Source organism: Alkalihalobacterium alkalinitrilicum, from assembly GCF_002019605.1.
Classification (GTDB): domain Bacteria; phylum Bacillota; class Bacilli; order Bacillales; family Bacillaceae_F; genus Alkalihalobacterium; species Alkalihalobacterium alkalinitrilicum.
The window spans coordinates 4,913,667-4,936,376 of record NZ_KV917368.1 but is presented as its reverse complement, the minus strand read 5'-3'; the positions used below and the strand labels follow the sequence as shown (position 1 = coordinate 4,936,376).

The window sequence follows — 22,710 nt, the reverse complement described above, 5'->3', positions numbered from 1 at the left end:
TTTTTTAGTAAGCTCCATATGGGTCTAATTCAATACTTTCAAGAAAACCAAGTAATTACTATCAAAGGCATCAGATTAGTGTCCATCCACAAAAGATAGAAAAATGAAAATCAGTGCTTCTCTATTTGTGTTAGTAGAACATCTAAAAAGGCTTCGCTTTAGCACTCATTTCTTACTTATACTGGAAACAATAAACTCTATCCTTCGCTTTAGTACTCATTTCTTCCTTATACTGGAAATAACAAGCTCTATCCTCCGCTTTAGCACTCATTTCTTACTTATACTGGAAATAATAAGCTCGATCTTCCGCTTTAGCACTCATTCCTTACTTATACTGGAAATAATAAGCTCTATCCTCCGCTTTAGCACTAATTCCTTACTTATATTGGAAACAATGAGCTCTATACTTCTCTTTAGCACTCATTTCTTACTTATACTGGAAACAATGACCTCTATCCTCCGCTTTAGCACTAATTCCTTACTTATATTGGAAACAATGAGCTCTATACTTCGCTTTAGCACTCATTTCTTACTTATACTGGAAATAATAAGCTCGATCTTCCGCTTTAGCACTCATTCCTTACTTATACTGGAAACAACAAGCTCTATACTCCGCTTTAGCACTGGTTTCATACTTATACTAGAAATGGTACGCTCTTTTACCGCTCGATCCTTCCTTATATCCTCATATTTGGAAATCTTTTATAAAAAAAAAGACTTCATTCAAAATTGAATGAGTCTGCTCAAATTGCCAAAGAATTTCATTTACGCTATTGTTTTCGTGTTAGTGGTGGGTCTGCGTTTTGGAGCTTCTTTTAAGTTCTTTAACTTTTTTCGGAGCAATTCCTTTAAGAGTTCACGCTTTCTTCTTTTACTTTTCTCTCTCCCTTTCATCCTTCTCACCACCCTTACATAGCATTATTAGATTTGATCTTGTTGTTCTACAACATCTTCCTCAAACGTTAATACATCATCAACAGGACTGTAAGACTCTCCATATAACTGTTTATCTTTGTAAGTGTGAATCGTTTCGTATGTTTTTTTCATCTTTTCATAAATGCTTTCTTCTGATTCGTTCGTTGGCGACCAATACAAAATTTCTAGTTCGTTAATTTTGTTTGTTGCAAGCGACCGTCTACGATAACCAATTGCTTCGGCATGTTTAAAGCCTTCTCTTGCATAAAACCGTTGTCTTTTTTGTGTATCTGTATCTTCATAATCAATTGGTTCTACTTCTAGAATAATCGGTTTTCCTTTGTTTTTCAATTTATCAATTAATTTTTTTCCTGTTCCTTTTCCCCTTGCATTTTTTGATACGAACAAGTAGTCGATAAAAACAAAGTCGTCCATTTCAACATACATTAACACGTGATCTTCACTTTCATCTTTGAAATATATTTCTGACTTTTCGGCTAAAAGCAATTCCATGTGTTCTTTTGATTTCATTTCTTCAATTGGAAAATACTGATTGAGTTTTTTATACCAATTCACTTGACTATGACCTCCATTTGTCTTTAGTCTCTTTATTATATGCAAGAACGTTAAGACGATAAACGGCACTAAGAGGAGGTTATTGCCATCATTTAGTAATATTTACTCCATACCCAACATCATTTCCCTATCTTTTATAAATACCATCGTTTCCTCACATATAATAAGGATCCTTCCCTTTTTGTTAGTACAGTAAAGAACTACATAAAGACATGGTACTTTCATGAAATCCCTTTCATTTTTGGCTTTCATTCTGTACAATAAGTGATAAGAAGTATTCACATTAGGAGGATTCCCATGGATAACTTTGTTATCGATTTTATTTTACTTGCGGTGTTTATTATCGGTCTTACAGCTTTAATGGGTACAATTACAAATGTGTTCGGTATGAAAGTGTTTGGACGAGGAAATGTTAATAAATTTAAGAACACATCCACAAACGTACAAACAGGATGGAAAAAAGTTGGCGGAAAGCAATAATATTTGAAAACTCAATTATCCCAACTAACGACAATCCAATACCTTTATCTTAAAGTACACAAAAAAGGGTGCCCCTTCTTTACGGATGAAGTCACCCTTTTTTATTATGGTGTGTAGTTTACCCCAGGAGTATATCGATTACTCGCATTCCAAAGAAGGTATTCATTAATCCCATTGTCTTTTAATGCTTTGATCTGTGCTTCTACCTCTTCTTTGCCATATTGCTTAAAGTTTCCTGCTCCTAACCAGCTCGCTGTAAAATCTTGTATCCATGGTCTTGATACTGGTGGAGTTTCTAATCCACCTAACAATTCGTTTTCAACTTTTGCGTAAGCATCAACGAGCTCATACGGATATAAGTCAGGTTTATCAATTCCAAAATAGGACGTCCAATGACTCGGATAGATCATAGAAGATATTACATCTACATTTTCAGATATCTTTGCAAAATTTTGCCCAATTCCTGGAGCTTCTGAAATTGTCGCTGCATAACCAAAAATATCTACGGATACATCGACATCATATTGAGCTAATTGTTCTCTTGCATAGGCAACAAAGTCTGTTACAGCTGTGACACGCCGCTGAACATTATCTTGATCGCTCTTTTCATACTTTCCAACACTATACTTTAGATCTTCATCTCTTCGTTCAAAACCTTCTGGAAAGCGAACATAATCAAATTGAATTTCTTTAAAGCCCATTTTAGCTGCTTTTTCAGCAATAGCTACGTTATAATCCCAAACTTCTTTTAAAAATGGATTAACAAACGCTTCTCCTCGGTTATTCTTCCAAACTTTACCATCCTTCGTTTGAAATGACCATTCTGGGGTCTTTTCCGCTAATACTGTATCTTTAAATACAACGATACGAGCAATTGGATATACTTGCTTTTCTTCCAATGTTTTCATTAAATTTTCTGGATTGTGAATAAAGTTTTGTGAAATGTTATAATATGGCGAGCCTTCCTCAGGACGATATGTTAAATACCCGTGGTCATCTTTAATATCAATAACCATCGCGTTGAGTTCAGTCGAGTTGACTAACTCTAATAAACTTTCCATCCTCTCACCGCCAGCAGAATTCCCAGTAACATAAATTCCCCTTACTGCATCGGGGTATTCAAACGTATAACCTGAGTCAAAAATAAAGCGTGCCATTCGTGCTGGAACTTCTAGGTCCTTTTTAGTTACTTCCTTAGCTGAATGGTATTGTACGTTTTTTTCCTCGGTTGCTTCAGCACTCACTTCATGTGCTGATACGAACAAAGTAAACATTATCGTTTGAATGAAAAGTAACATCACCATTTTTTTCCCCATCATCTCACGCCTTTCACCCTTTACCACTTAGGATTTGTCCTTTTTTTATATGTATGTCTTAATCCTCGTCTTTAACATCAATATCTTCTGGAATCTCTTCCAATGCGTCTCTTCTCAATTCCTCCAACTTAAGGTCAAGCTGATGTTTATGCCATTTGAATTGATCTTTATTCAATAAATATTGCGAACCGTCAAAAACGGCTTTTAGATTTCCTTTTCGAATTTGGTCATAGAGATATTCTGATGGTAAAATTAAATACTCTGCTAATTCCTCAACTGTAATATACATAAAAATCCCTCCAATTAAATTATATCGTTATTTAAATCGTATGACTATTGATAAAAGGACTACACAATACGAACGATATAAAAAGAAACATTTAACTACTTAACTGATTTTACTACTGTGACTTCCAGTTATAGCACTTTTTAAGTCATTCTTATGATCTATAGTACAAATAATGGTTGCAAAACAAGGCCTTCCTAAATATAATAGAAAAAATACCTTGAAACCGTAAGAGAAGATCTCACATGAGGAGGGAAAGGAAAATGAGAAATGTAACATTGCTAGAAATTTACAGTCACCCAGTTACTCAAAAATATGTAAAGCGTTCAGGTTTAGCGCACGCCATCTCGACTGCTTATCATGCTCAAAAGCTTTCAAAAAAATATGACGTCAATCCTGACTTAGCAACCAAAGCCGCCTTTCTTCATGACATCGGACACTATACTTGGTATAAAAATGGTCAATGGGATTTTGAACTTTATAAAGAAAATGACATACATGCCATCAAAGGTGCAGAGCGTGCTCACAAATTGTTAGTACGACTAGGTGAAGATCCACGGAAAGCGAAGCAAATTGCATTAGCGATATTACTTCATACGGATTCTTATTTGCCAAACGGTCAGTTAGAACTGAATAGTTTACAAAAAGTTGTCGCTCTTGCTGATGAGTTAGATGAGGAACCGAACGGCGATCATCATTATCGGCAAATAAGTAATGAAAAAGCATTACAACAAATTCAACATCTCGATTCGTTAGTGGATGCTAGCGTTTCAGAGCATCTATTTCGCAGGTCGGTTTAAAAATCTTTGGATTAGTTACCAAAGATTTTTTTATTGACGCTCATTACTTCCTGTGCTAAATTGATATTAATCACATAAGTCCTAAAAAGGGGAGTAGCGACCTTCCTAGGTTAATGAGTCGTCATGACAGTGGGATACCACTCGGTTCATTAAGCTTTGTCATAAATTGCCTTGACAAAGTACGCAAGACCTTTTTATGAGTGTTTAGTTTACGGGTAAACTCTCATAAAAGGGTCTTTTTTTGTGTCTAATTAGAGAGAGGGGAATTTATTTTCATGGTATTTATATTATTTTTTTTATGTGCAGTTGTGACGGTGATATGTGCCATTAAACTGTCTACTTATGCTGATGCTCTAAGTGAAAAAACGGCATTAGGTGGTATGATGGTTGGAACCGTTCTTTTAGCAGGTGCAACATCACTTCCTGAAGTTACGACAAGCATCTCAGCGATAATGCTCGATAATCCAGATATCGCGATTGGTAATGTTTTGGGTAGTAATATGTTTAATTTATTAATCCTTGCTAGCTTTGACTTATATTTCCGTAAAAAACAAATATTCAAAGGTGCCTCTGGAGAACATTTTTATACTGCCAGTATCGGTTTTTTATTAGCTGTAACCACACTTCTAGCTCTATCGTTAAAACTTAACTTTACATTCTTAGGCATCGGCATTGATACGTTACTAATCATTACAATATATGCAGTTGGCATGTTTGTGCTCACGAATCTTTCAAAAAAAGAACAAATCATTAACGTGGATCCTGTAGAAGAAGAAGAAAAAAGTAAACTGAACTCGTCAGCGATATCATTAAAAAGAGCCGTTTATGGATTTATTATTGCGGCAATTGTCATTCTAGTGACTGGAACTTTCCTTACGATTACAGGTGATCGAATTGCTGTGATTACAGGGCTTGGTTCTAGCTTTGTCGGTAGCTTTCTCATTGCAGCTACAACATCGTTACCTGAAGCTATCGCAGTTTTAATTGCAATTCAGTTAAGAAATTATAATTTAGCGATTGGATCAATATTAGGAAGTAATCTTTTTAACATGGTCATCTTAGTAGGTACAGATGTTTTATATCAGCAAGGTGGCGTTCTTTCCTTTGTATCACCTGTCAATCAAATTACGGCTGCAGCTGTTTCTGTACTTTCAGTGATTATTCTCTATTCACTTCTAAGAAAAAACTATCATTCAGCTACAACGTACACATTCCCATCCGTGTTACTAATTATCATTTATTTCGTATCATCGTATTTAATATTCGTTCACTAAACAAATCCCTATACGAAAAGAGGAAGTCGCTTGAGACTTCCTCTTTGTTCATTTTACTTAAAGCTAATGCATCATCCTCTAAAGAAGAGAAATCTCCGAGACAAAAGAATAAACGTAACGTCAATTATTCTTTTCCTAACAAAAGCGGTACATGATTAGGTGTTACCATTCCATTAATTCTCTTTTCAACGATTCCTTGTTCATCGATTATAAAAGTTGTCGGAATCCCCATGATTCGATAATCTTTCATCACTTTACCATCAACATCATAGACCACATCATATTCTGCTTTGTAATAAGACAAGAATGAACGAACGGCATTCGCATTACGTTCCTGACTCGTCATATTAACACCGAGCATCACGATGTTTTGATTTTGTAATTTTTCATCTATCTCTACTAATAAAGGCATCTCCTCTTGACATGGAGGACACCATGTTGCAAAAAAGTTGAGAATAACTTTTTGGCCACGAAAGTCTTCTAAAGAAACTTTTTTTCCTTCTAAATTTAATAATTCAAAGTTAGGAGCTTTCTCGTTCTCAAATGCACCGACTTTTGAACTGGCTGCTACTGCCACTTCTACTTGTCTAAAAATATGGTTGGACCCTTCATATAAAAAGGCAACAACAAACAAAAGTAAAAAAAGGAAAGAACTATACATGGCATTTTTCCGAAGTTGCATTACTTCACCTCTTTTGTATAAACAGATGTACTCGTCTGTTATAATATTTTAAGACTAAATAAAATGAGGGTTGTCTATGAAATTGCTTCAAAAAACAGTATTAATTATGACCATTAGTTTAGGACTATATGTTATAATTTCAAATCAACTCAACTATTCTAATGATTTCGTCTTTATCCCTTTCCTTGTTATTACCATTGGGCTATTCCTACTTTATTTGTGGACAAAGAAAAAGAAATCGTAAGTTTCTCTCTATCTAACCGCCTGTTGTTTTTGTTCCAAAGCTAAAATAATTTCCTCAATAATTTCTTCAGCAGCTGTCGGTTTTTTGATCTTTCTAGCAGAATATCTCATTTCATCGCTTATCTTCTTCTGGAATAGTACTTTTTTTATGATGAAAGGTAATTCTTCATCGTGCTGAACTTTTACAGCCGCTCCCTTTTCAACTAGATATTGTGCATTATGCTCTTCATGGCCAGGGACAGGTTTGTAAATGATAATAGGTGTTTCACAAATAAGTGCTTCTGACATGGTTAAGCCACCAGACTTTGATATAACAACATCACTTGCTCGTAAATATTCTAGAAAACGGTCGGTAAAAGGAATTACTTTTATGGAATGTTTACTTTTATAATTATTTAATTTTTTAGCTGCCTTTGAATTCGTTCCCGTCATACAAATAATCAGTAGTTCTTCCTTACACTGTTCTAAGGCATGAATGACCTTAGCATACTTTGTAAGACCAAAACCTCCTCCAGCAATGAGAACAACCTTTTTATGCTCATCTAATTGTAGATTTTCTCGACTTTTCGATTTCGTAGTTGAAAAAGCTGGGTGTCGTGGAACAGGGATACCCGTCAAACTAAATCGGTCGGTTGGGAAGTTGTTCTTTTTGGCAAAGTGTAATGAAGTCGGATCTGCCGTAAAGTAACGATCAATTTCTTCCCGTAAATAAGCGGGATGTAATAAAAAATCAGTTATAACATAATAGATTGGAATATTAATGTTTTTCTTCTTTTTCACAGTTGTAAGAAAAGGTGTGACAAATTGATTTGTCGAAATAATAAATGGGACATTCTCTTCTTCTGCAATCAGTCTATGAAGTCGTTCCGTAAATAATGTACTAAATCGGTCAATATATAGGAAATACGGATGTTTTTCAGCGTTGAAATAAATTTTTCTCCAAACAGCAGGGCCTAATTTAAGCAAATTTAAATAGCTTTTTACCATACAGTGATGAAGTAAAGGACTTAGTTTATAAAACGTATCGATAATCTTTGGATAATATCCTTTCTCCTCAAGCTCGTTATACAATGCTTTTGCTGCTTGTTGATGACCTTGTCCAATCGATGCAGAAAAAATTAATGGTCTGGCCTTCATCCTGTTTTCCCTCTTTTCCTCAAACTAAATGATCAAACTAAATGATAAAATTCTCTTTTCGACATCTTTATTAATATATTATTCGTAAAAGATTAGAAAACATACCCTATTACAAACTCTTGATCCTAACTTAATATGAGTAATATTATTTACTCTTTCTTCATAATCCGCTAAGATGATGTATACAGACGTTTTTTGGAAAGGAAGAGGTAAATGAAAATTGCTTTCTCAGGCATTCAACCAAGTGGAACTCTAACGTTAGGTAACTATTTAGGGGCAATGAAACATTTTGTTGATATGCAAGACGACTATCATTGTTATTTTTGTATTGTAGATCAACATGCCATTACGGTTCCTCAAGATAAAACGGAATTACGAAAAAACATTAAAAGTTTAGCTGCTCTATATATTGCAGCTGGTATTGATCCAGAAAAATCAACGCTTTTTATTCAGTCTGAAGTACCTGCACATGCTCAGTTAGGTTGGATGATGCAATGTGTATCATACATAGGTGAACTAGAAAGAATGACTCAATTTAAAGATAAATCTGACGGGAAAGAAGCTGTCTCAGCTGCACTTCTGACATATCCCCCACTAATGGCTGCAGACATTCTCCTTTATCAAACAGATGTTGTCCCAGTTGGAGAAGATCAAAAACAGCATATTGAGTTAACCCGAGATTTAGCTGAACGATTTAATAAAAAGTACAACGACATTTTCACAATTCCAGAAGCACAAATTCCGAAAGTCGGCGCAAGAATTATGTCATTGACTGATCCAGCTAAAAAAATGAGTAAATCAAGCCCTAACCCGAAAAGTTTTATCTCGATGCTTGACGATGAAAAAACAATCATTAAGAAAATGAAGAGTGCAGTTACTGACTCTGACAATTCTGTTCATTATGACAAAGAGAATAAACCTGCGCTTGCAAACTTAATGTCTATTTATTCATTATGCTCAGGAAAGTCGTATGATGAAATTACATCAATGTACGAAGGAAAAGGATATGGTCAATTTAAAGAAGACTTGGCCCACGTTGTCGTTGAAACGCTCAACCCGATCCGTGAACGGTACGAAGAGTTAATCAATTCTACTGAGCTAGACGAAATCCTTGACAATGGTGCTGAAAAAGCAAATCGTGCGGCAACTAAAATGGTGGTAAAAGCAGAACGAGCAATGGGATTAGGAAGAAAAAAACGTTAAAAAAACAAGGAGTAGAGGGTGTCTCTACTCCTTGTTTCCTTCTAATGTATGATTGCATTAATATCCTTTTTGCTTCTTCCAAATTGCACCAACTAAGAAAGAAACTCCTAATGTTCCAACAACAACGACAACCGTTAGAAGTTGCATAAGAAAGTGTACAAATCCGTCCATGATTACCCTCCTCCAAAAAAAGAATTTAGAACATCCATACACTGATTTTAGATAGATCTACTATTTTATTATAGAGAACAAAGACTAGGGTGTAAATGTTTGATCTAACCTTTCCAAAAATGCTCACATTTGATCGTTGACGTGAGGTCATGATCAATCACCTGACATGTGCTATGACCTTATGAGGTTATTTTTTCCAATTTCAGGGGATGTTATGCTTTGTTTTCACTTTAAGGCGTTTTTCTAGCTCCTGAAATTGTTAGGCCTTACCTCTCGTTTAGGTCACTATTCTTCCATATTCAGGTAACATTATCCTCTATTCTCTCGTTTAGATCACCATTATTCCATATTCAGGTAATTCTAGGCTCTATCCTCTCTTTTAGTTAAAAATCACTATGTTCAGGAACTTTTGCTCATTCTTATTAAATCTCAAATCGTCCCTACTCCATGATTTTATGCACAAAAAAGGAGAACGTCATCCGTTCTCCTTCGTCCTTTATGTAACGTTACTTTACGCTTTCGCCATGTTCTAATTCCCACAGTTTCTCAAAGAAAGGTTGTCCTTTTACGATGGCTTCACATAGATGATAATGTCGATTTGACCAGCTGTGTCTCACTTCTTCAAAAAGACCATTCCAAACCTCTTCAAAATTCATCGCTTGAATTTCCATATACTTCGTTGGCTCCCACTCTGTGTACCAGTAACGAATTTCTGCTGCATTTCCTGTGGAGTATAGCTGGTCGAGTGCCATAAAGAGTAACTGCTTTAATTGTCGTTCTTTTCTTGTTAGTCCTCGCATCTCTTCTGGGCTAGGTGATAATATATGGTATTCCTTTTCATATTCATATTCGTATTCTTCAAGTTCGTATATTTCCATCTGCTCTGTCTCAATTAATTCGAGAACAATTTGCTCTTGTCTCGGTGTTAATCTACTTTTACGAATCGGTGTTTTGTACCCAATCGTATCGACCGCAATAATACGTTCACCATCCGTTGCAATAAAGCAATAGTCTAACTGAATACGTGACATGTTTTTTCTTAAATAACTTTTACGATGTACATCTTCTAATAAGGTTTCTGGTAAGTCTGCTAGATTATTTTCAATATAACTAAAGAGCTTTTTCGAAACTTTCACAACAATGGCTTGGTCTAATACTTCGATCCGGTCATCAGTTCTCCATTCATAAAAATCACACACATTGTAACCATTTTCTTCACCTTCGAACCAATTAATCCAAACATCCCGAATGTGGACCAACAAAATCGCCCCCTTACTTTAAGTGCTTGTACCATCAGTATAGTCAGAGGTAAGGCAATTTATTCCACAAGTACTATATTCATTCCAAATAAAAAATATGCCGTTTATTTTCGTTTCGTTGGCCAGTAAATTGATAATGTAATTATAATACCTCCAATAATCACCATATATAGCTCAATTCTTGTTGAAATAAAGTGGAGATACGTTAGGAAATCATACCCAGCTGTTAATAAATTTAAATATGCAAGCAAACTAACTCCGCCAGCTACAGCTAAACCAAAGCCAATTAATAATGAAAAAACTCTGAAGATACACATCTCCTCCCCTCATATACATAAGTGCTCGTCCGCATCTAACAATCTCTATTTTTATTAATTAGCTATTTATACAAAAATCCCTCTTTACAAAACGAAAGAGGGAGAATTAGTCTTTGAATGCTGATTGTTTTAATATAGTTTCTGACTGAAGTGAAAGTAACTTTTGTATACTGTAATTTTGGTGTTCCATCATCGAGCGAACAATTTCAAAACCTAGCGCATATCCAGACCATAATGGAATTCCAATAGACTCACTTCCAAATAAAAAAGGCCGATGATAATGCTTCCCTTTTACAAACATTCTTTCTTTATACAACCTCTCCCATAAAGATTGCAATTCTTCTTTTGAAAAACGATGATGCCATTTTCCGAGAGCTCGCTCACCACACCTTTCTTTCACTGCATATTCAGCCATTCCTTCGACAATAAGTGAATCGAGTAACGTTAGTTCATTTTCAGCCTTTTGTAATTGCATAAGCCTGCAACTGTGATTGTATTCATGCGTTAATAAAGTTCTTAAATCAAAATGAGTCGTTTTCGTGGTTACAAACAATATCACTTTATCCATAAAACCGATGCCCATCTTTCCACCTAAACGATCCATAATCACTTCATTTTCTTCATTTGCTGGTAAAATTATAATTTTAACTGCTGGTCCTTCCCATTCATTTTTTAATTCACTATATACCTTTTGAACATATGCCCACATTTTTAATTTTTTCATACGGCTATAAATCGAACTCACATCTTGATCTGGAGAAAAGAGTCCCTGTTCAAGTAATGATCGATGAAGAGCGTAAAGAGGCATTTTATGAAAATGGCGCGAAACAGGCTGGATGATTGTCCTTAAATGTATATTCCACTTTTGATGTACGAAAGACGTTTGACTTGCTTCTTCAATAAAGCCTTTGATCCATCGATCAGTAGCAACTGTTCCCATATAACTCTCTTCCTTTCTTCACACTACCAGTGTATGCAATCTAACAAAGATTCGCGAAGGTATCAGCCTGAATCCATTGACATCACCTTCATGTTTTGTAAAAAAAGAAAGTAAGTGAACAGAGATAATAATGAAAATAGAATGAGAAAACCAATTGATTCTTATTATCAAGGGAAACTTCAATCAACTGGGTTGTTACTGAGCCAGTTAAACGGTATAAACGCTTTGATGAACTCACAAGCTATTTTAATGACGAAAAATTACCCCAGAACATAATTCATCTGAAGCCGTCTTAGCCATTTCATTAATACAATTTCACCATTTTGCCAAACGTTAAAGTCTTAATTTTCCTCACTTGAGTCTGTAATTGATAGTAAAAATTGAATGAGAGCTTGTTGCTCTTCTTCAGTAAATCTTGTATTTTGATCGACCCAATATTCATGGCCAATGCCTTGAACATGTACATCATGTAGGTCCTTGTTACTTTTATTTGCCTCGATAACTTTTTGTCTTAGTTTTTTATCAAGTAAAGCTTTTAAGCTATTGTATGGATCAGGGTCAATTCCTCGTTCGAGTGTTCCTGCAATACCAACATCTTCTTTTTCATTAGGGCCTACTGCAACACCACCATCATGTAAATAAGGCGGTGAATAGGCTAAGCCAATGAGCCCCTTTACTTTATATCCTCCTTTTCCATCATGGTCTTGAGCAAGTGTTAGCTTTAGTTGCTCTTCATCTAAATGGTCGGTTGGTACTTTTAAGACCTTTGCGTCCTCACGTAAAGGAACAATCTCATCAGGAGAGTAGGTGAGCGCTTCATCTAGCAATTTCGGAATATCTTGAAAAGCTTTTGCTCTCGAAGGTTCGGTCTTAACTTCACCTACAGGTATTACACGGTGGTTTGTATAAGTTGCTCCGCTATGACAAGTAATACAACCTGCTCTGGTGAAGACTTCTCTGCCCGTTGCTATCGTCGTATCTGATGCATGTCCCTCATTACGAGGCGGCACAAGTGAGTTTTGAAACGCCGATAAAGCATTAATTTGTTCGCCATACCGAAATCCTGGCGAACTAATAACAGTGCCATTTGGTGTAAATAAGGAAACTTTCGGAAAATTGGGTGGCTTGACCATTTCATTGACACCAGGAACTTCAGGCGTATCATCCACTTGCGCTAAAAATTCAGATGGCTTGATATTGGATGCTGGGTCGTAACGATAATTCTCGTTAGCGGCATTTTGTAGGATCGTTCCTATAAACACTTCTTTATCAATTTCAAAAAGTGTATCACTTTGTTCCGACTGAGCTAATATATCTGAGTTTTGCGCATGAACATTATTATTTAAAGAACTTAACCCTTTAAATGGACCAACTGCAGCAAAACCATTCCAACCGTACGGATGATCACCTAAAGTAAATGAATCAGGAATTTGTGCAGGGTTATTTTTAAGATCCATTGTCGAGTCAAAATTTCCTTTTGGCCATTTGACTAACATCTCATCAACTGCCATTTCCATAACCTTAGGATCGGGTAAAGACGCTACCTTTCCATCTTTTGTAACAATCGTTTGACTATTTTCTGTAATAAAATTGCGTAATTTTTCTTCATCGACTGCTGTGTTAGTAAAGTAAGCTGCTGAGTTACTTGCTAAGGCGATTAATAAGCCTCCATTAAAATTCAAGTTGGGTGCACCCTCGATTACAAGTCCTGTATCGCGATCAACCGTGGCATGACAAGCGGCACAACTGACTCCTGCTTTAAGACGCCCATCTGAAAATGTAATCGGCATGCCGAGTGGAGCTATAGCTCCCTTCGGTACATCAAAACCCGTATCAATTTTTTCACCTTTATTATATGTTCGGTCACCTAGAGTGATATCGTAAGCTAGTTCTACTTGTAGATTATTCGTATGTCCACCTCTAAGCTCGAAAATCGCCTTCATTATATTGGAAACAGTAAGGGGGCCATCAAGCATTCCAAGGATATCCGTTAGAAATACTTCATTGCCGAAAGTTTCTTCATAAAAAAGCTCTCTACCTAATTCAACAAAGGGTTCATCAACGTGGACTGCTCCATTTTCGGCCGACAATGTTTGTTGTCCTTGAATCGTTTGACCGATACCATTCCTATCTTTTTGTTGAATTGTTACTCCCCACATGTCTATCGTCGCCTCACTGCCAATCATCGTTGTATCATGATTCATAATCCGACTTTCTGGTGGAATATAAGCGTATTCTGGTTCAATGACAAACATACTAACAACAATAATGGCAACGAAAATAGCCACTAACCAAACAACACTCCGTTTTTTCATAAAAAAAACCTACCCTTCAAAATCAGTGTACTAAAGGATATTTTTACACATTCTTTAATCCACTATGTATTGAACGATAGGTCCTTCTTTTTATTTATATAATATCTAATACATCTTTTTTTACTGTTACTTCAACTGGGGTTTCACCAATAATCTCACCATCACCATGAATAACAACAGGTATATCTGAAATTACTTTAATCGTTTTCCCCTTTAATACAGTGACTGAGGAATGATTAATATGCTTTCCTCGGAACACTTTTGGGAAAACTTGCATTAACTTCATTTTAGAAGTGTGATGAACGATACAGACATCAAAAGCTCCATCATCACTTACTGCCTGTGGGCAAATATACATTCCCCCACCGTAATAGGGTAGGTTAGCAACAGCAATTAACCAAACATTTTCAAATTCATAGGTAACATCATCTAGCTCTAGCCTTACTTGAGTTGGCTTATATTTAAACAATAATTGCAAAACAATGAGTAAATACGTAAATTTCCCAAGACGAAGACCATTTAATATTTTTTTAGACTTTGACTCATTTGCTAGTTGAGCTACTTTTCCATCAAAACCAATTCCAATGACCGTCATACAAACCCGTTCCCCAACATGTAATATATCTATTTTTTTCTTTTCACCCGATAAAATCCGTTCAAGTGCCAGTTGATATCCTTTTGGAATTTTCATCGACCTTGCATAATCATTACCTGTCCCAGCAGGGATAATCCCTAATGGAATTTTCACACTTTGTAAGCCATTGACTACATCATGAACCGTCCCATCACCACCAATTACAACACAAGCTGTAACAATCTCAGGATCGAGAGTTTTCACAATTTCGGTAACATGTTCTTTATCTTTTGTATAATACGCTTTATAGTTCGTTTGTTTATCTATTAAAATCTTTTCAACCCGCTTCCAAACGAGCTCCCCTTTTCCATTACCAGATATAGGATTAATAATAAATACATACATAATTTCACACTCCCAGACTAACGATACACTCACCATTTATTACCATTGTCACCTTTTATTTTTTACTTATTCTAAATATTAGTTTATATATGTATATACTTTGTACAAACAACCTATGTAGAATATATCATAAACTCTCCACAACCACTGTAAATTTTGGAACAAAAAGTTTTTATTGACACTTTTTTTGTTTCCACTATATAATAAATATAGTTAAAATAACACCGAAGGTTTATGATACTTACTTATTTCCTATTTAAGGTTAGCAGTGCATCGCTGTGATGAAGACGCAGAGATGAAATGACAACCATATGTACAGTAATAAGTAATGATTTGAAATAATCGGTATACTCCTATTTGGGGTATACCGTTTTTTATTGGAAAAATTTTGTTATACTCATGTAGGATGGAGGTGGGTGCTATGAATAAGAAAAAAGGATTAGTTGAAGCTGAAATTAGTAAAACATTAACTCAATGGGAGAAAGAATATTTAGGTAGAGGGTCTGTTCAAGTAAAAACCGATATTCTAAGGAACCTACTTATTATACAATTAAAAGGTATTCTAACACCTGCTGAACAAGCATTAACGAAAACCGAACCAGGAATGCTGGCGGTCAAAAGAAATCGTTCCGAACTCATTGAAACAGGCAGTAATGAATTAAAAAAAATCATTCATGAAATAACAGGAGTGGAAGCGACATGCTTTCATACCGATATTAGTACAAGAAGCGGCGAACGCGTCATTGTTTTCACGCTAGCGGAAGACTTAGAAGCAAAATTAAATAGTTAATTGGGAGATTATTTCAATATCCTCGGATACGGAAATGATAGACCAGCCTCGTATGTTTACTACAGGGCTGGTCTTTTTATGTTTAAAGATAATATTCAATTCACTCATTTTAATGATATAAGGGGTGGGGAAAACAATGTTACAAATGGTCGTCGAAAATTTATTAAATCCAGCCGTGCTCTTTTTTGTCCTAGGCATGGTAGCGGTAGCCCTTGGGTCTAATTTTACGTTTCCAAAGGGGCTTGGGGAAACATTAAGTTTGTATTTATTAATCGCTATTGGCTTAAAAGGTGGAATTGAACTTTCTCAATACTCCATTGCTGAAGTAAGTAAACCGATATTAGGAACCATTTTTCTAGGTACTCTTATTCCAATTATTACTCTTTTCTATTTAAGAAAGGTGATTAAGCTTGATACGAAAAACGCCATTGCTTTAGCCGCTACCTATGGTTCAGTAAGCATTGTCACATACGGGGCTGCAGCAGCCTTTCTTGAAAATCGGGCCATTAATTATGAAGCATTCATGAATGCGATGGTCGTGTTAATGGAAATACCCGCTATACTAATCGCACTCGTCCTTCTTGAGTTTTTGAAAGATCGAAAACCAGAAGATGTTTCCGTTCGAAAAGTCGGATTCGTTGCTCCTACCTTATCATTTAAATTAAGTAAAGAACAACTTCGAGAATGTTTTTTAGGAAAAAGTGTCTTATTACTTGCAGGGAGTTTAATCATTGGTATGGCGATAGGAATAGACGGGAAGCCTTTAATTCAACCATTATTTATTGATTTATATCCAAGTGTATTAACTTTGTTTCTTTTAAATATGGGTCTTATTGCTGGGCAACGTTTAGCCGTTGTTCGAAAACATGGGTTAAAATTACTTTCATTTGCACTTGTGATGCCGCTTCTGTATGGTGTCATCGGCGTTCTTGTTGGAATGGCTTGTGGTTTATCCGTAGGTGGTGCGACATTAATGGGTGTATTAGCTGCTAGTGCATCATATATTGCGGCTCCTGCAGCGATGAGTGCATCTGTTCCTGATGCCAATCCTTCGATCTATTTAGGGCTTGCACTCGGTATCACATTTCCATTTAATTTAACGATTGGAATACCGATTTTTTATTCAATTGCACAATGGCTTTATTAAGTAACCTAAAACTTTATTCTTGGAGGAGATCTAAATGAAAAATACGTTAATTATTTGTAATTGTAACCAATCCCTACCCTTCATTATAAAAGCGCTTGATAAAAAAAGAGATGAGGTATCCGTTATTAGCGGTTATCAACCATATATCGTTCATCCGTATGATTCTTTACTGCGAACCATTATAATGGCCACTCATCAACATGACACAAAAGAAGTGATATTTATTAGTGTAAAAGACAATAATCTTGAAACTAACATACCAGAGTGGACAGGAACAAATCGTACAAAACAAACAATTGACCTAATGAACTATACGTTAAATAATCAAGAGGCTGACTTTGGCAGTTGGCTTGGTGAGCAAGATGTACATGAAATGTTACGTAAAAGTATTCAATATGTAAAACAACATCCTTTATTGCCTGCAAATGTTAATGTGAAAGGGTTGATTTGGGAAGATGAGAACATCATAGAAACTGCATCGTAGATTACACATGTGGGAGCTCCTATTTTTTAGGAGTTCTATTTTTTTATCAACCATTTCATATATTAAAAAAATGCTATCTTAGGGGTAGTTTAATAATCGGTTAATACATTGAATTTTTATTGCCATTATCCTTTAATTCGTGGTTTAAGCATTTCCTTTGATTTTTATTTGTACGAATTTGTTAGAATGATCTCTTGCCTCTAAATTTTAATTCTTATATATTGCCACCGATTAATATATCGTGTAAGATTAAATCGCACACGATATATTAGTATTACTAGGAGGAATTTAAGATGAGTACGGTATATGACTTTAATGTAAAAATGACTAATGGTAAGGAAAAATCATTAAATGACTACAATGGCAAACCGTTATTAATAGTAAATACCGCTAGTAAATGTGGCTTAACCCCTCAATTTAAAGGTCTCCAGGAATTATATGACAACTACAAAGAACAAGGTTTAGAAATTTTGGGTTTTCCTTGTGATCAATTTAATAATCAAGAGTATGCTAATATTGATGAAACAACTCAGTTTTGTCAATTAAATTATGGTGTAACGTTTCCAATTTTCGCAAAGGTCGATGTCAATGGTGAAAATGAAGATCCATTATTCACTTACTTAAAAGAACAGAAAAAAGGAATGCTCTCTAAAAAAATAAAATGGAATTTCACTAAGTTTCTTGTAGACCAAGAAGGTAAAGTCATTGAACGTTATTCACCGACCACTGAACCAAGTAAAATTGAAAATGATATTAAGGAGCTTTTTTGAGGGGCTAACTAAAGACTACTGAGGGTGAACAACTTGGACGATTTTTTAACTTTAGAAAACCAACTTTGTTTTGCCATCTACGAAGCATCCAGCCGGTTTAATAAATTATATACGAAAGTACTCCGTCCATTTGGGATTACTTATCCCCAATATTTAGTCCTTTTAGCATTATGGGAAAGAAATGGGCTAACCGTAAAAGAATTGGGAGAAAAATTAAATCTCGGTACTGGCACTTTGACACCGATGCTTCAAAGAATGGAAGCCAATGGTTGGGTTATAAAAGAACGTTCTGCAGCGGACGAACGTCATGTATGTATATTATTACAAGAAAAATCAATAGAAAAAAAACAGATAATAACAGAAAAGATCTCAAATGAAATTCAATCCTGTAATATTGGGATAGATGAATACGAACAACTTATGAAACAATTAAAAAGCCTGCAAAAAAAATTAAAGGAACGAAAATCGTGTGAATAAACGACTGTAGCTAAAAATCATTAGGACAGCCGTGGTGTAAATCGATGTCCACGACTGTCCTAAATAAACAACTTCATTTGCAAAAAACTAATTAGGAAATAGCCTCATCTAAGACGAAACTTGGTAAACTACCCGCATAACGCATGCTTCAAATAGACCTTTTGCTTGTCCTAACTATCCCCTACTCACTTCTATTTCAATTAATTGATCCTACCGACACTAGCTAAAAAGCGCGGAGAATTTTGTGTATATTGGTCCTCGATTCGTTGTAAACCTCGAATACCTACCAATTGATTTTGTGTACCGATTACTTTTAAATAACCGTAAATGCTAACATCTAAAAAGACTATTTCATCTTTTTTCGTAGTAATATACATATCTTCTGCAAGAGTGTACTCATTTCCAAATAGATCTTCAAACACTTCGTCTTTAGAAATCATTTTTGTTTCAAAATGCTCAAATCCATAGTCGAAGAGACGATTCATATCCCGATACGCATGATTAGATGATGGGGCATTTAACGTCACAGCAAGGAGCTCCGTTTCTCCTTTTTCAACTGAGGTTACTAGTGTGTAACCTGATTTTTGAACATAGCCATTTTTTATTCCTGTAGCACCCTCATAGTTCCAAAGCATGCGATTATGATTATAAATCGTTGTTTCCCAACCTTCACCAACCCAAGGTAATTCTTTTGTACTTACGATTTCACGAAACGTCTCATTTTTCATCGCATACATAGAAATTTTTGCCATATCGTATGCCGTTGTATAATGCCTTTCATCAAATAAGCCATGTGGGTTGGTAAAATTAGTATCCTCGACCCCGACTGTTTCTTTTACAAACCTTGTCATATTATCAGCAAATGCTGTTTCGCTTCCAGAAATATGTTCAGCTATTGCCAAACCTGCATCGTTTCCTGAACTAATTAGTAATCCTTGAACAAGCTTTTTTAACTCTACTTCTTCGCCTTCAAGCAAATAAACACGAGTCCCAATCACTTCCCGCGCCTTCTGACTTACTGTAACCGTATCAGATAAATGACCTTCTTCTATTGCAAGAATGCCAGTAATGATTTTTGTAATACTTGCTGGATACATCTGCTGTTGACTATTTTTTTCATATAATACTTTTCCAGACTTACTATCTATTAAAATAACAGCTTCACTGTATAGGTCATCAGTAAACTCACCTTCATTAGCTAAGACAGCTCCATTTTCCATGAATAGAAATGTCAGGAATAAAATGAACAAATTGCTTATTTTTCTATACATATTCTCACCTCTCTTACTCTTCAAATTATAGATAAAAAATAATATGTTTTGCATTAAATTATGATGACAGTTTTATTACAATTAACGCTCCCTAGTTAGCTTAGTTTCTTTTTACTCCTCTAGTTTTTAGATGTATTCTCACTAATCACTCGCTTAGCTTACCTTGTAATCCTCTCATTCTGACAAACCAAAAAGCTGACTCCTCGGAATCAGCCTCCTATGATCAGATTTAGCAATCATAACCCTTTAAAGTAGATACTCTACTTTACCTCCTGTTTTCCTATTAAACGTCTTCCCTCGGTTTCTTGACAGAGTCAATTCTAACATTTGGATATTTTGCTTGTATTTTGTCTATTAAAGATTGAATGTCCTTATTAGAATTGATTTCATTGTATAGATTCTCTACTTCGTTTATTACATTCGATTCAGCTTGTTCAAGATGGTTGCATTTTTCGTTGTTTTGTTTTTCATTAGAAGCATTTGCATTACCTGTACATAAACTCGTCATAATTAAGGCTACAAATGATGTTGTCAGTAATTTCTTCAATGTAATACCTCCATTAACTATGTTTTGTACGAAGAATATTCGACCATTTCACTTTAGCATAATTAAAGGATAAAATGATGGGTCTATTTTCCAACTTTACTTATTTCATATTTTCTAAAACTGGCTTCAGCATATAGTTTAAAGGCTTTTACTGTACTTTGATAGGTTTTTATTCTTGTATTTTTCCGTAAATTAATAGATTATTACACAGTTAGTAATAGATTTGTAATATAAATGCTCAAACACTTGTCCTATACAGTTTTTTTACCTCTCTTAAAAACAGTTGGAAAACATCTCCTAAGGTAATCAGCTCTATTTCTTGTTAGCCTAGTTTGTGAGCTTACGAGAACAAAAGGAGGAAATACACTATGAAAAAACGAATTTGGTTATCTAGCTTTATCTTTACAATGAGTTTATTACTTTTTGGATTTACTTCTAATGCAGATGCAAATACAACTCATACTGTACGGTCAGGAGAAAGCTTATGGATTATTGGAAATCAATATGGTGTTCCAATCTCATCTATTAAAAGAGTTAACAATAAAACATCTGATATGGTTTTTGCTGGAGAAAGATTATCTATTCCTGCAGGAGTTACTGCTAGTGAAAGAGACTTAATGGCACGTTTAGTGCGTGCTGAGGCTGAAGGTGAACCTTACGCTGGTAAGGTAGCTGTTGCGACTGTCGTATTAAATCGTGTAGATCATAAAGATTTTCCGAATACGGTTCGCAGCGTTATTAATGAAGTATCCAATGGACATTATGCATTCTCACCAGTACAGAACGGTCGAATTAACCGAGCTGCTGATGCCGAATCTATTCGTGCGGTCAATGAAGCTTTAGCCTTTAGAGGACAAGGCTCAGGATCAGTTTTCTTCTATAATCCACGTATCGCTACAAACCACTGGATTGCCACTCGTCAACATACAGTAACGATTGGTAATCATGTATTTGCTAAGTAATCTTATGTAGTCCAAGGAGTCAGGTGCCTTTAGCCCACTAAAGGTGCCTGACTCCTTTTTTTATTCTTCTAACCGTCTAATATTAATCGCTTTCGATTGACCTGGGTATGATTCTGCTACCATATCATATTCTACAAGTACTTTTTCCCCAACACGTAAGTCGTCAAACAATTGTTGATCTTCAACTTCAAACCAAATCGCTGCTGATCCCAATCCTTTATTAAGGATCTCATCTATTTCGAACTGTTCTAATTGTTCCTGTGTCACATTTTCAATGACTAGTATCCGACTGCCTTCTTTTGCACTAATTAATCCCGTGATGCTTGAAAAATTCACTTCTTCACCATCGCCACACCCACTTACTAGTAGAACGTGTAGAAAAAATAACAACAATACTCTTTTCATGGAAACCCCTCACTTATTTCTCTTACTACCCTATTGACGTGGAAAGTCATAAAGACGTTACATGAAACGAAAAATTTTTTAAAATAAATGAACGATTAGCGTCCCTGCAACGTCATATCCATAAATGTATTTGTAAGGTGGTGCACGATCATGATTGCTGTTAAACAACTTTTTAAGTCATTTGGTAATCACAATGTCATTCAAGATATGAGCTTTTCCATAGAAGAAGGTGCAATTGTGGGATTAATCGGTCCTAATGGATCAGGGAAAACAACACTCATTAGATTAATGAACGGCATAATTGCTTCAAGTAGCGGTGGAATAAACATTGCTGGTTTTTCCCCTAACGATAATGGCAACGACATTCGCTCCATTAGTGGCACAATGACAGAAAATGCAGGTCTTTATGAACATATGACAGGTCGAGATAATCTTAACTTCTTTTCTTCTCTTTATAACAATATTAGCCAAGCACGAATAGATGAACTCATTCAACTGTTTCATCTCGAACCATTTATAGATCGAAAAGTCGGAACGTACAGTACAGGGATGAAAAAGCGGCTCGACCTTGCCAAAGTCTTACTAAACCGACCCAAAATATTATTCCTCGATGAACCTACAAATGGCTTAGATCCAGATGGTATAAGACTCGTTTTATCTTATTTAAAACAACTAAACCAACAAGAGAAAACAACAATCCTCATTTGCTCACACGTTCTTGAGCAATTAGAAACTGTATGTAATCGTTATATCTTTATTGAAAATGGTAGCAAAATTGAGGAAGGTACAAGGCAAGAGCTTGAACGAAAATATTTACATGAAATTCATCTTAAAATTAAGGGGGTCTTCCCCAATGTCATCAAGACAAGTTTCCAATTAGTTCCCAATTAGTAACTCTCATGAACCACACAGTATTAAAATGAAAAATTCCAAACTATGATACTGAAAACAACTAAAAAAAGAC

25 protein-coding genes are annotated in these 22,710 nt (G+C 35.4%); 12 read left to right on the top strand and 13 right to left on the bottom strand.

Annotated features, from left to right (window positions below; genetic code table 11):
- Positions 1-921: 921 nt before the first annotated feature.
- On the bottom strand, positions 922-1,491 hold the full coding sequence (locus BK574_RS23800; protein WP_078430349.1) for a GNAT family N-acetyltransferase: 570 nt from the start codon (positions 1,489-1,491) through the stop codon (positions 922-924).
- 297 nt (positions 1,492-1,788) lie between these two features.
- Here BK574_RS23800 and BK574_RS23795 point away from each other — a divergent pair, with 297 nt between their 5' ends.
- On the top strand, positions 1,789-1,971 hold the full coding sequence (locus BK574_RS23795; protein WP_078430348.1) for a hypothetical protein: 183 nt from the start codon (positions 1,789-1,791) through the stop codon (positions 1,969-1,971).
- Positions 1,972-2,075: 104 nt separating this feature from the next.
- Here BK574_RS23795 and BK574_RS23790 read toward each other — a convergent pair whose 3' ends face one another.
- The gene (locus tag BK574_RS23790) at positions 2,076-3,287 is read right to left on the bottom strand and encodes a putative glycoside hydrolase (RefSeq protein WP_078430969.1); all 1,212 of its coding nucleotides are present in this window, start codon (positions 3,285-3,287) and stop codon (positions 2,076-2,078) included.
- Between the two features lie 58 nt (positions 3,288-3,345).
- Positions 3,346-3,576 (bottom strand): excisionase family DNA-binding protein, encoded by a 231-nt coding sequence (locus BK574_RS23785; RefSeq protein WP_078430347.1) that lies wholly within the window; start codon positions 3,574-3,576, stop codon positions 3,346-3,348.
- A gap of 260 nt (positions 3,577-3,836) precedes the next feature.
- On the opposite strand from BK574_RS23785, the gene BK574_RS23780 reads away from it, so the two are divergent.
- Both BK574_RS23780 and BK574_RS23775 read left to right on the top strand, forming a co-directional pair.
- Positions 3,837-4,373: an HD domain-containing protein gene (locus BK574_RS23780; RefSeq protein WP_078430346.1), complete on the top strand. Its 537-nt coding sequence runs from the start codon at positions 3,837-3,839 to the stop codon at positions 4,371-4,373.
- A 275-nt stretch (positions 4,374-4,648) separates the two neighbouring features.
- Positions 4,649-5,647 carry a sodium:calcium antiporter gene (locus BK574_RS23775; protein WP_078430345.1) on the top strand — a complete coding sequence of 333 codons (999 nt, stop codon included), beginning with the start codon at positions 4,649-4,651 and terminating at the stop codon, positions 5,645-5,647.
- A gap of 124 nt (positions 5,648-5,771) precedes the next feature.
- Here BK574_RS23775 and BK574_RS23770 read toward each other — a convergent pair whose 3' ends face one another.
- A complete protein-coding gene (locus tag BK574_RS23770) occupies positions 5,772-6,329 on the bottom strand; it encodes a peroxiredoxin family protein (RefSeq protein ID WP_078430344.1) in 558 nt (185 codons plus the stop codon).
- A 76-nt stretch (positions 6,330-6,405) separates the two neighbouring features.
- Here BK574_RS23770 and BK574_RS27735 point away from each other — a divergent pair, with 76 nt between their 5' ends.
- Positions 6,406-6,573: a hypothetical protein gene (locus BK574_RS27735; RefSeq protein ID WP_158211738.1), complete on the top strand. Its 168-nt coding sequence runs from the start codon at positions 6,406-6,408 to the stop codon at positions 6,571-6,573.
- An 8-nt stretch (positions 6,574-6,581) separates the two neighbouring features.
- On the opposite strand, the gene BK574_RS23765 is transcribed toward BK574_RS27735, so the two are convergent.
- Positions 6,582-7,709 carry an MGDG synthase family glycosyltransferase gene (locus BK574_RS23765; RefSeq protein WP_078430343.1) on the bottom strand — a complete coding sequence of 376 codons (1,128 nt, stop codon included), beginning with the start codon at positions 7,707-7,709 and terminating at the stop codon, positions 6,582-6,584.
- Positions 7,710-7,922: 213 nt separating this feature from the next.
- Here BK574_RS23765 and trpS point away from each other — a divergent pair, with 213 nt between their 5' ends.
- Complete coding sequence (gene trpS / locus BK574_RS23760) at positions 7,923-8,912, top strand: tryptophan--tRNA ligase (RefSeq protein WP_078430342.1); 990 nt, start codon at positions 7,923-7,925, stop codon at positions 8,910-8,912.
- 677 nt (positions 8,913-9,589) lie between these two features.
- Here the strand turns inward: trpS and BK574_RS23755 are convergent.
- The 5 genes from BK574_RS23755 to BK574_RS23735 form a co-directional block, all read right to left on the bottom strand.
- Positions 9,590-10,342, bottom strand: coding sequence for a DUF3603 family protein (locus BK574_RS23755; RefSeq protein ID WP_078430341.1), 753 nt, complete (start codon positions 10,340-10,342; stop codon positions 9,590-9,592).
- A gap of 104 nt (positions 10,343-10,446) precedes the next feature.
- A complete protein-coding gene (locus BK574_RS23750) occupies positions 10,447-10,659 on the bottom strand; it encodes a YuzI family membrane protein (protein ID WP_078430340.1) in 213 nt (70 codons plus the stop codon).
- A gap of 106 nt (positions 10,660-10,765) precedes the next feature.
- The gene (locus BK574_RS23745; protein ID WP_078430339.1) at positions 10,766-11,599 is read right to left on the bottom strand and encodes a DUF2268 domain-containing putative Zn-dependent protease; all 834 of its coding nucleotides are present in this window, start codon (positions 11,597-11,599) and stop codon (positions 10,766-10,768) included.
- 341 nt (positions 11,600-11,940) lie between these two features.
- Entirely contained in the window at positions 11,941-13,914 is a 1,974-nt protein-coding gene (locus BK574_RS23740) for an electron transport protein (RefSeq protein ID WP_078430338.1), read from the bottom strand.
- Positions 13,915-14,008: 94 nt separating this feature from the next.
- On the bottom strand, positions 14,009-14,893 hold the full coding sequence (locus tag BK574_RS23735; protein ID WP_078430337.1) for a diacylglycerol/lipid kinase family protein: 885 nt from the start codon (positions 14,891-14,893) through the stop codon (positions 14,009-14,011).
- A 421-nt stretch (positions 14,894-15,314) separates the two neighbouring features.
- Here BK574_RS23735 and BK574_RS23730 point away from each other — a divergent pair, with 421 nt between their 5' ends.
- The 5 genes from BK574_RS23730 to BK574_RS23710 all read left to right on the top strand — a co-directional run bounded on the left by BK574_RS23730 (position 15,315) and on the right by BK574_RS23710 (position 18,561).
- Positions 15,315-15,683, top strand: coding sequence for a Na-translocating system protein MpsC family protein (locus BK574_RS23730; RefSeq protein WP_078430336.1), 369 nt, complete (start codon positions 15,315-15,317; stop codon positions 15,681-15,683).
- A gap of 136 nt (positions 15,684-15,819) precedes the next feature.
- Entirely contained in the window at positions 15,820-16,830 is a 1,011-nt protein-coding gene (locus BK574_RS23725; RefSeq protein ID WP_075387224.1) for a sodium-dependent bicarbonate transport family permease, read from the top strand.
- Positions 16,831-16,864: 34 nt separating this feature from the next.
- Positions 16,865-17,314, top strand: a complete 450-nt coding sequence (locus BK574_RS23720) for a carbonic anhydrase (RefSeq protein WP_078430335.1) — start codon at positions 16,865-16,867, stop codon at positions 17,312-17,314.
- Positions 17,315-17,607: 293 nt separating this feature from the next.
- Positions 17,608-18,084, top strand: coding sequence for a glutathione peroxidase (locus BK574_RS23715; RefSeq protein WP_078430334.1), 477 nt, complete (start codon positions 17,608-17,610; stop codon positions 18,082-18,084).
- Positions 18,085-18,117: 33 nt separating this feature from the next.
- Entirely contained in the window at positions 18,118-18,561 is a 444-nt protein-coding gene (locus BK574_RS23710) for a MarR family winged helix-turn-helix transcriptional regulator (RefSeq protein WP_078430333.1), read from the top strand.
- A 200-nt stretch (positions 18,562-18,761) separates the two neighbouring features.
- Here the strand turns inward: BK574_RS23710 and BK574_RS23705 are convergent, their stop codons facing one another.
- Together BK574_RS23705 and BK574_RS23700 are read right to left on the bottom strand one after the other, a co-directional pair.
- Positions 18,762-19,781 (bottom strand): D-alanyl-D-alanine carboxypeptidase family protein, encoded by a 1,020-nt coding sequence (locus BK574_RS23705; protein ID WP_238458078.1) that lies wholly within the window; start codon positions 19,779-19,781, stop codon positions 18,762-18,764.
- Positions 19,782-20,115: 334 nt separating this feature from the next.
- Entirely contained in the window at positions 20,116-20,379 is a 264-nt protein-coding gene (locus tag BK574_RS23700; protein WP_078430331.1) for a hypothetical protein, read from the bottom strand.
- Between the two features lie 368 nt (positions 20,380-20,747).
- Here BK574_RS23700 and BK574_RS23695 point away from each other — a divergent pair, with 368 nt between their 5' ends.
- Complete coding sequence (locus BK574_RS23695; protein ID WP_078430330.1) at positions 20,748-21,341, top strand: cell wall hydrolase; 594 nt, start codon at positions 20,748-20,750, stop codon at positions 21,339-21,341.
- Positions 21,342-21,401: 60 nt separating this feature from the next.
- Here the strand turns inward: BK574_RS23695 and BK574_RS23690 are convergent, their stop codons facing one another.
- Entirely contained in the window at positions 21,402-21,746 is a 345-nt protein-coding gene (locus tag BK574_RS23690) for a DUF3221 domain-containing protein (protein ID WP_075385912.1), read from the bottom strand.
- 150 nt (positions 21,747-21,896) lie between these two features.
- Here BK574_RS23690 and BK574_RS23685 point away from each other — a divergent pair, with 150 nt between their 5' ends.
- Positions 21,897-22,637, top strand: coding sequence for an ABC transporter ATP-binding protein (locus tag BK574_RS23685; protein ID WP_078430329.1), 741 nt, complete (start codon positions 21,897-21,899; stop codon positions 22,635-22,637).
- Positions 22,638-22,710: the final 73 nt, after the last annotated feature.

What these genes read in the sequence shown, in the direction of transcription:
- BK574_RS23715 (WP_078430334.1), top strand. Translation starts at nt 17,608, where the DNA reads ATGAGTACGGTATATGACTTTAATGTAAAAATGACTAATGGTAAGGAA.
- BK574_RS23775 (WP_078430345.1), top strand. Translation starts at nt 4,649, where the DNA reads ATGGTATTTATATTATTTTTTTTATGTGCAGTTGTGACGGTGATATGT.
- BK574_RS23685 (WP_078430329.1), top strand. Translation starts at nt 21,897, where the DNA reads ATGATTGCTGTTAAACAACTTTTTAAGTCATTTGGTAATCACAATGTC.
- BK574_RS23735 (WP_078430337.1), bottom strand. Translation starts at nt 14,893, where the DNA reads ATGTATGTATTTATTATTAATCCTATATCTGGTAATGGAAAAGGGGAG.
- BK574_RS23780 (WP_078430346.1), top strand. Translation starts at nt 3,837, where the DNA reads ATGAGAAATGTAACATTGCTAGAAATTTACAGTCACCCAGTTACTCAA.
- trpS (WP_078430342.1), top strand. Translation starts at nt 7,923, where the DNA reads ATGAAAATTGCTTTCTCAGGCATTCAACCAAGTGGAACTCTAACGTTA.
- BK574_RS23690 (WP_075385912.1), bottom strand. Translation starts at nt 21,746, where the DNA reads ATGAAAAGAGTATTGTTGTTATTTTTTCTACACGTTCTACTAGTAAGT.
- BK574_RS23745 (WP_078430339.1), bottom strand. Translation starts at nt 11,599, where the DNA reads ATGGGAACAGTTGCTACTGATCGATGGATCAAAGGCTTTATTGAAGAA.
- BK574_RS23730 (WP_078430336.1), top strand. Translation starts at nt 15,315, where the DNA reads ATGAATAAGAAAAAAGGATTAGTTGAAGCTGAAATTAGTAAAACATTA.
- BK574_RS23765 (WP_078430343.1), bottom strand. Translation starts at nt 7,709, where the DNA reads ATGAAGGCCAGACCATTAATTTTTTCTGCATCGATTGGACAAGGTCAT.
- BK574_RS23725 (WP_075387224.1), top strand. Translation starts at nt 15,820, where the DNA reads ATGTTACAAATGGTCGTCGAAAATTTATTAAATCCAGCCGTGCTCTTT.
- BK574_RS23750 (WP_078430340.1), bottom strand. Translation starts at nt 10,659, where the DNA reads ATGTGTATCTTCAGAGTTTTTTCATTATTAATTGGCTTTGGTTTAGCT.
- BK574_RS27735 (WP_158211738.1), top strand. Translation starts at nt 6,406, where the DNA reads ATGAAATTGCTTCAAAAAACAGTATTAATTATGACCATTAGTTTAGGA.
- BK574_RS23790 (WP_078430969.1), bottom strand. Translation starts at nt 3,287, where the DNA reads ATGGGGAAAAAAATGGTGATGTTACTTTTCATTCAAACGATAATGTTT.
- BK574_RS23785 (WP_078430347.1), bottom strand. Translation starts at nt 3,576, where the DNA reads ATGTATATTACAGTTGAGGAATTAGCAGAGTATTTAATTTTACCATCA.
- BK574_RS23795 (WP_078430348.1), top strand. Translation starts at nt 1,789, where the DNA reads ATGGATAACTTTGTTATCGATTTTATTTTACTTGCGGTGTTTATTATC.
- BK574_RS23705 (WP_238458078.1), bottom strand. Translation starts at nt 19,781, where the DNA reads ATGGAAAATGGAGCTGTCTTAGCTAATGAAGGTGAGTTTACTGATGAC.
- BK574_RS23740 (WP_078430338.1), bottom strand. Translation starts at nt 13,914, where the DNA reads ATGAAAAAACGGAGTGTTGTTTGGTTAGTGGCTATTTTCGTTGCCATT.
- BK574_RS23770 (WP_078430344.1), bottom strand. Translation starts at nt 6,329, where the DNA reads ATGCAACTTCGGAAAAATGCCATGTATAGTTCTTTCCTTTTTTTACTT.
- BK574_RS23720 (WP_078430335.1), top strand. Translation starts at nt 16,865, where the DNA reads ATGAAAAATACGTTAATTATTTGTAATTGTAACCAATCCCTACCCTTC.
- BK574_RS23695 (WP_078430330.1), top strand. Translation starts at nt 20,748, where the DNA reads ATGAAAAAACGAATTTGGTTATCTAGCTTTATCTTTACAATGAGTTTA.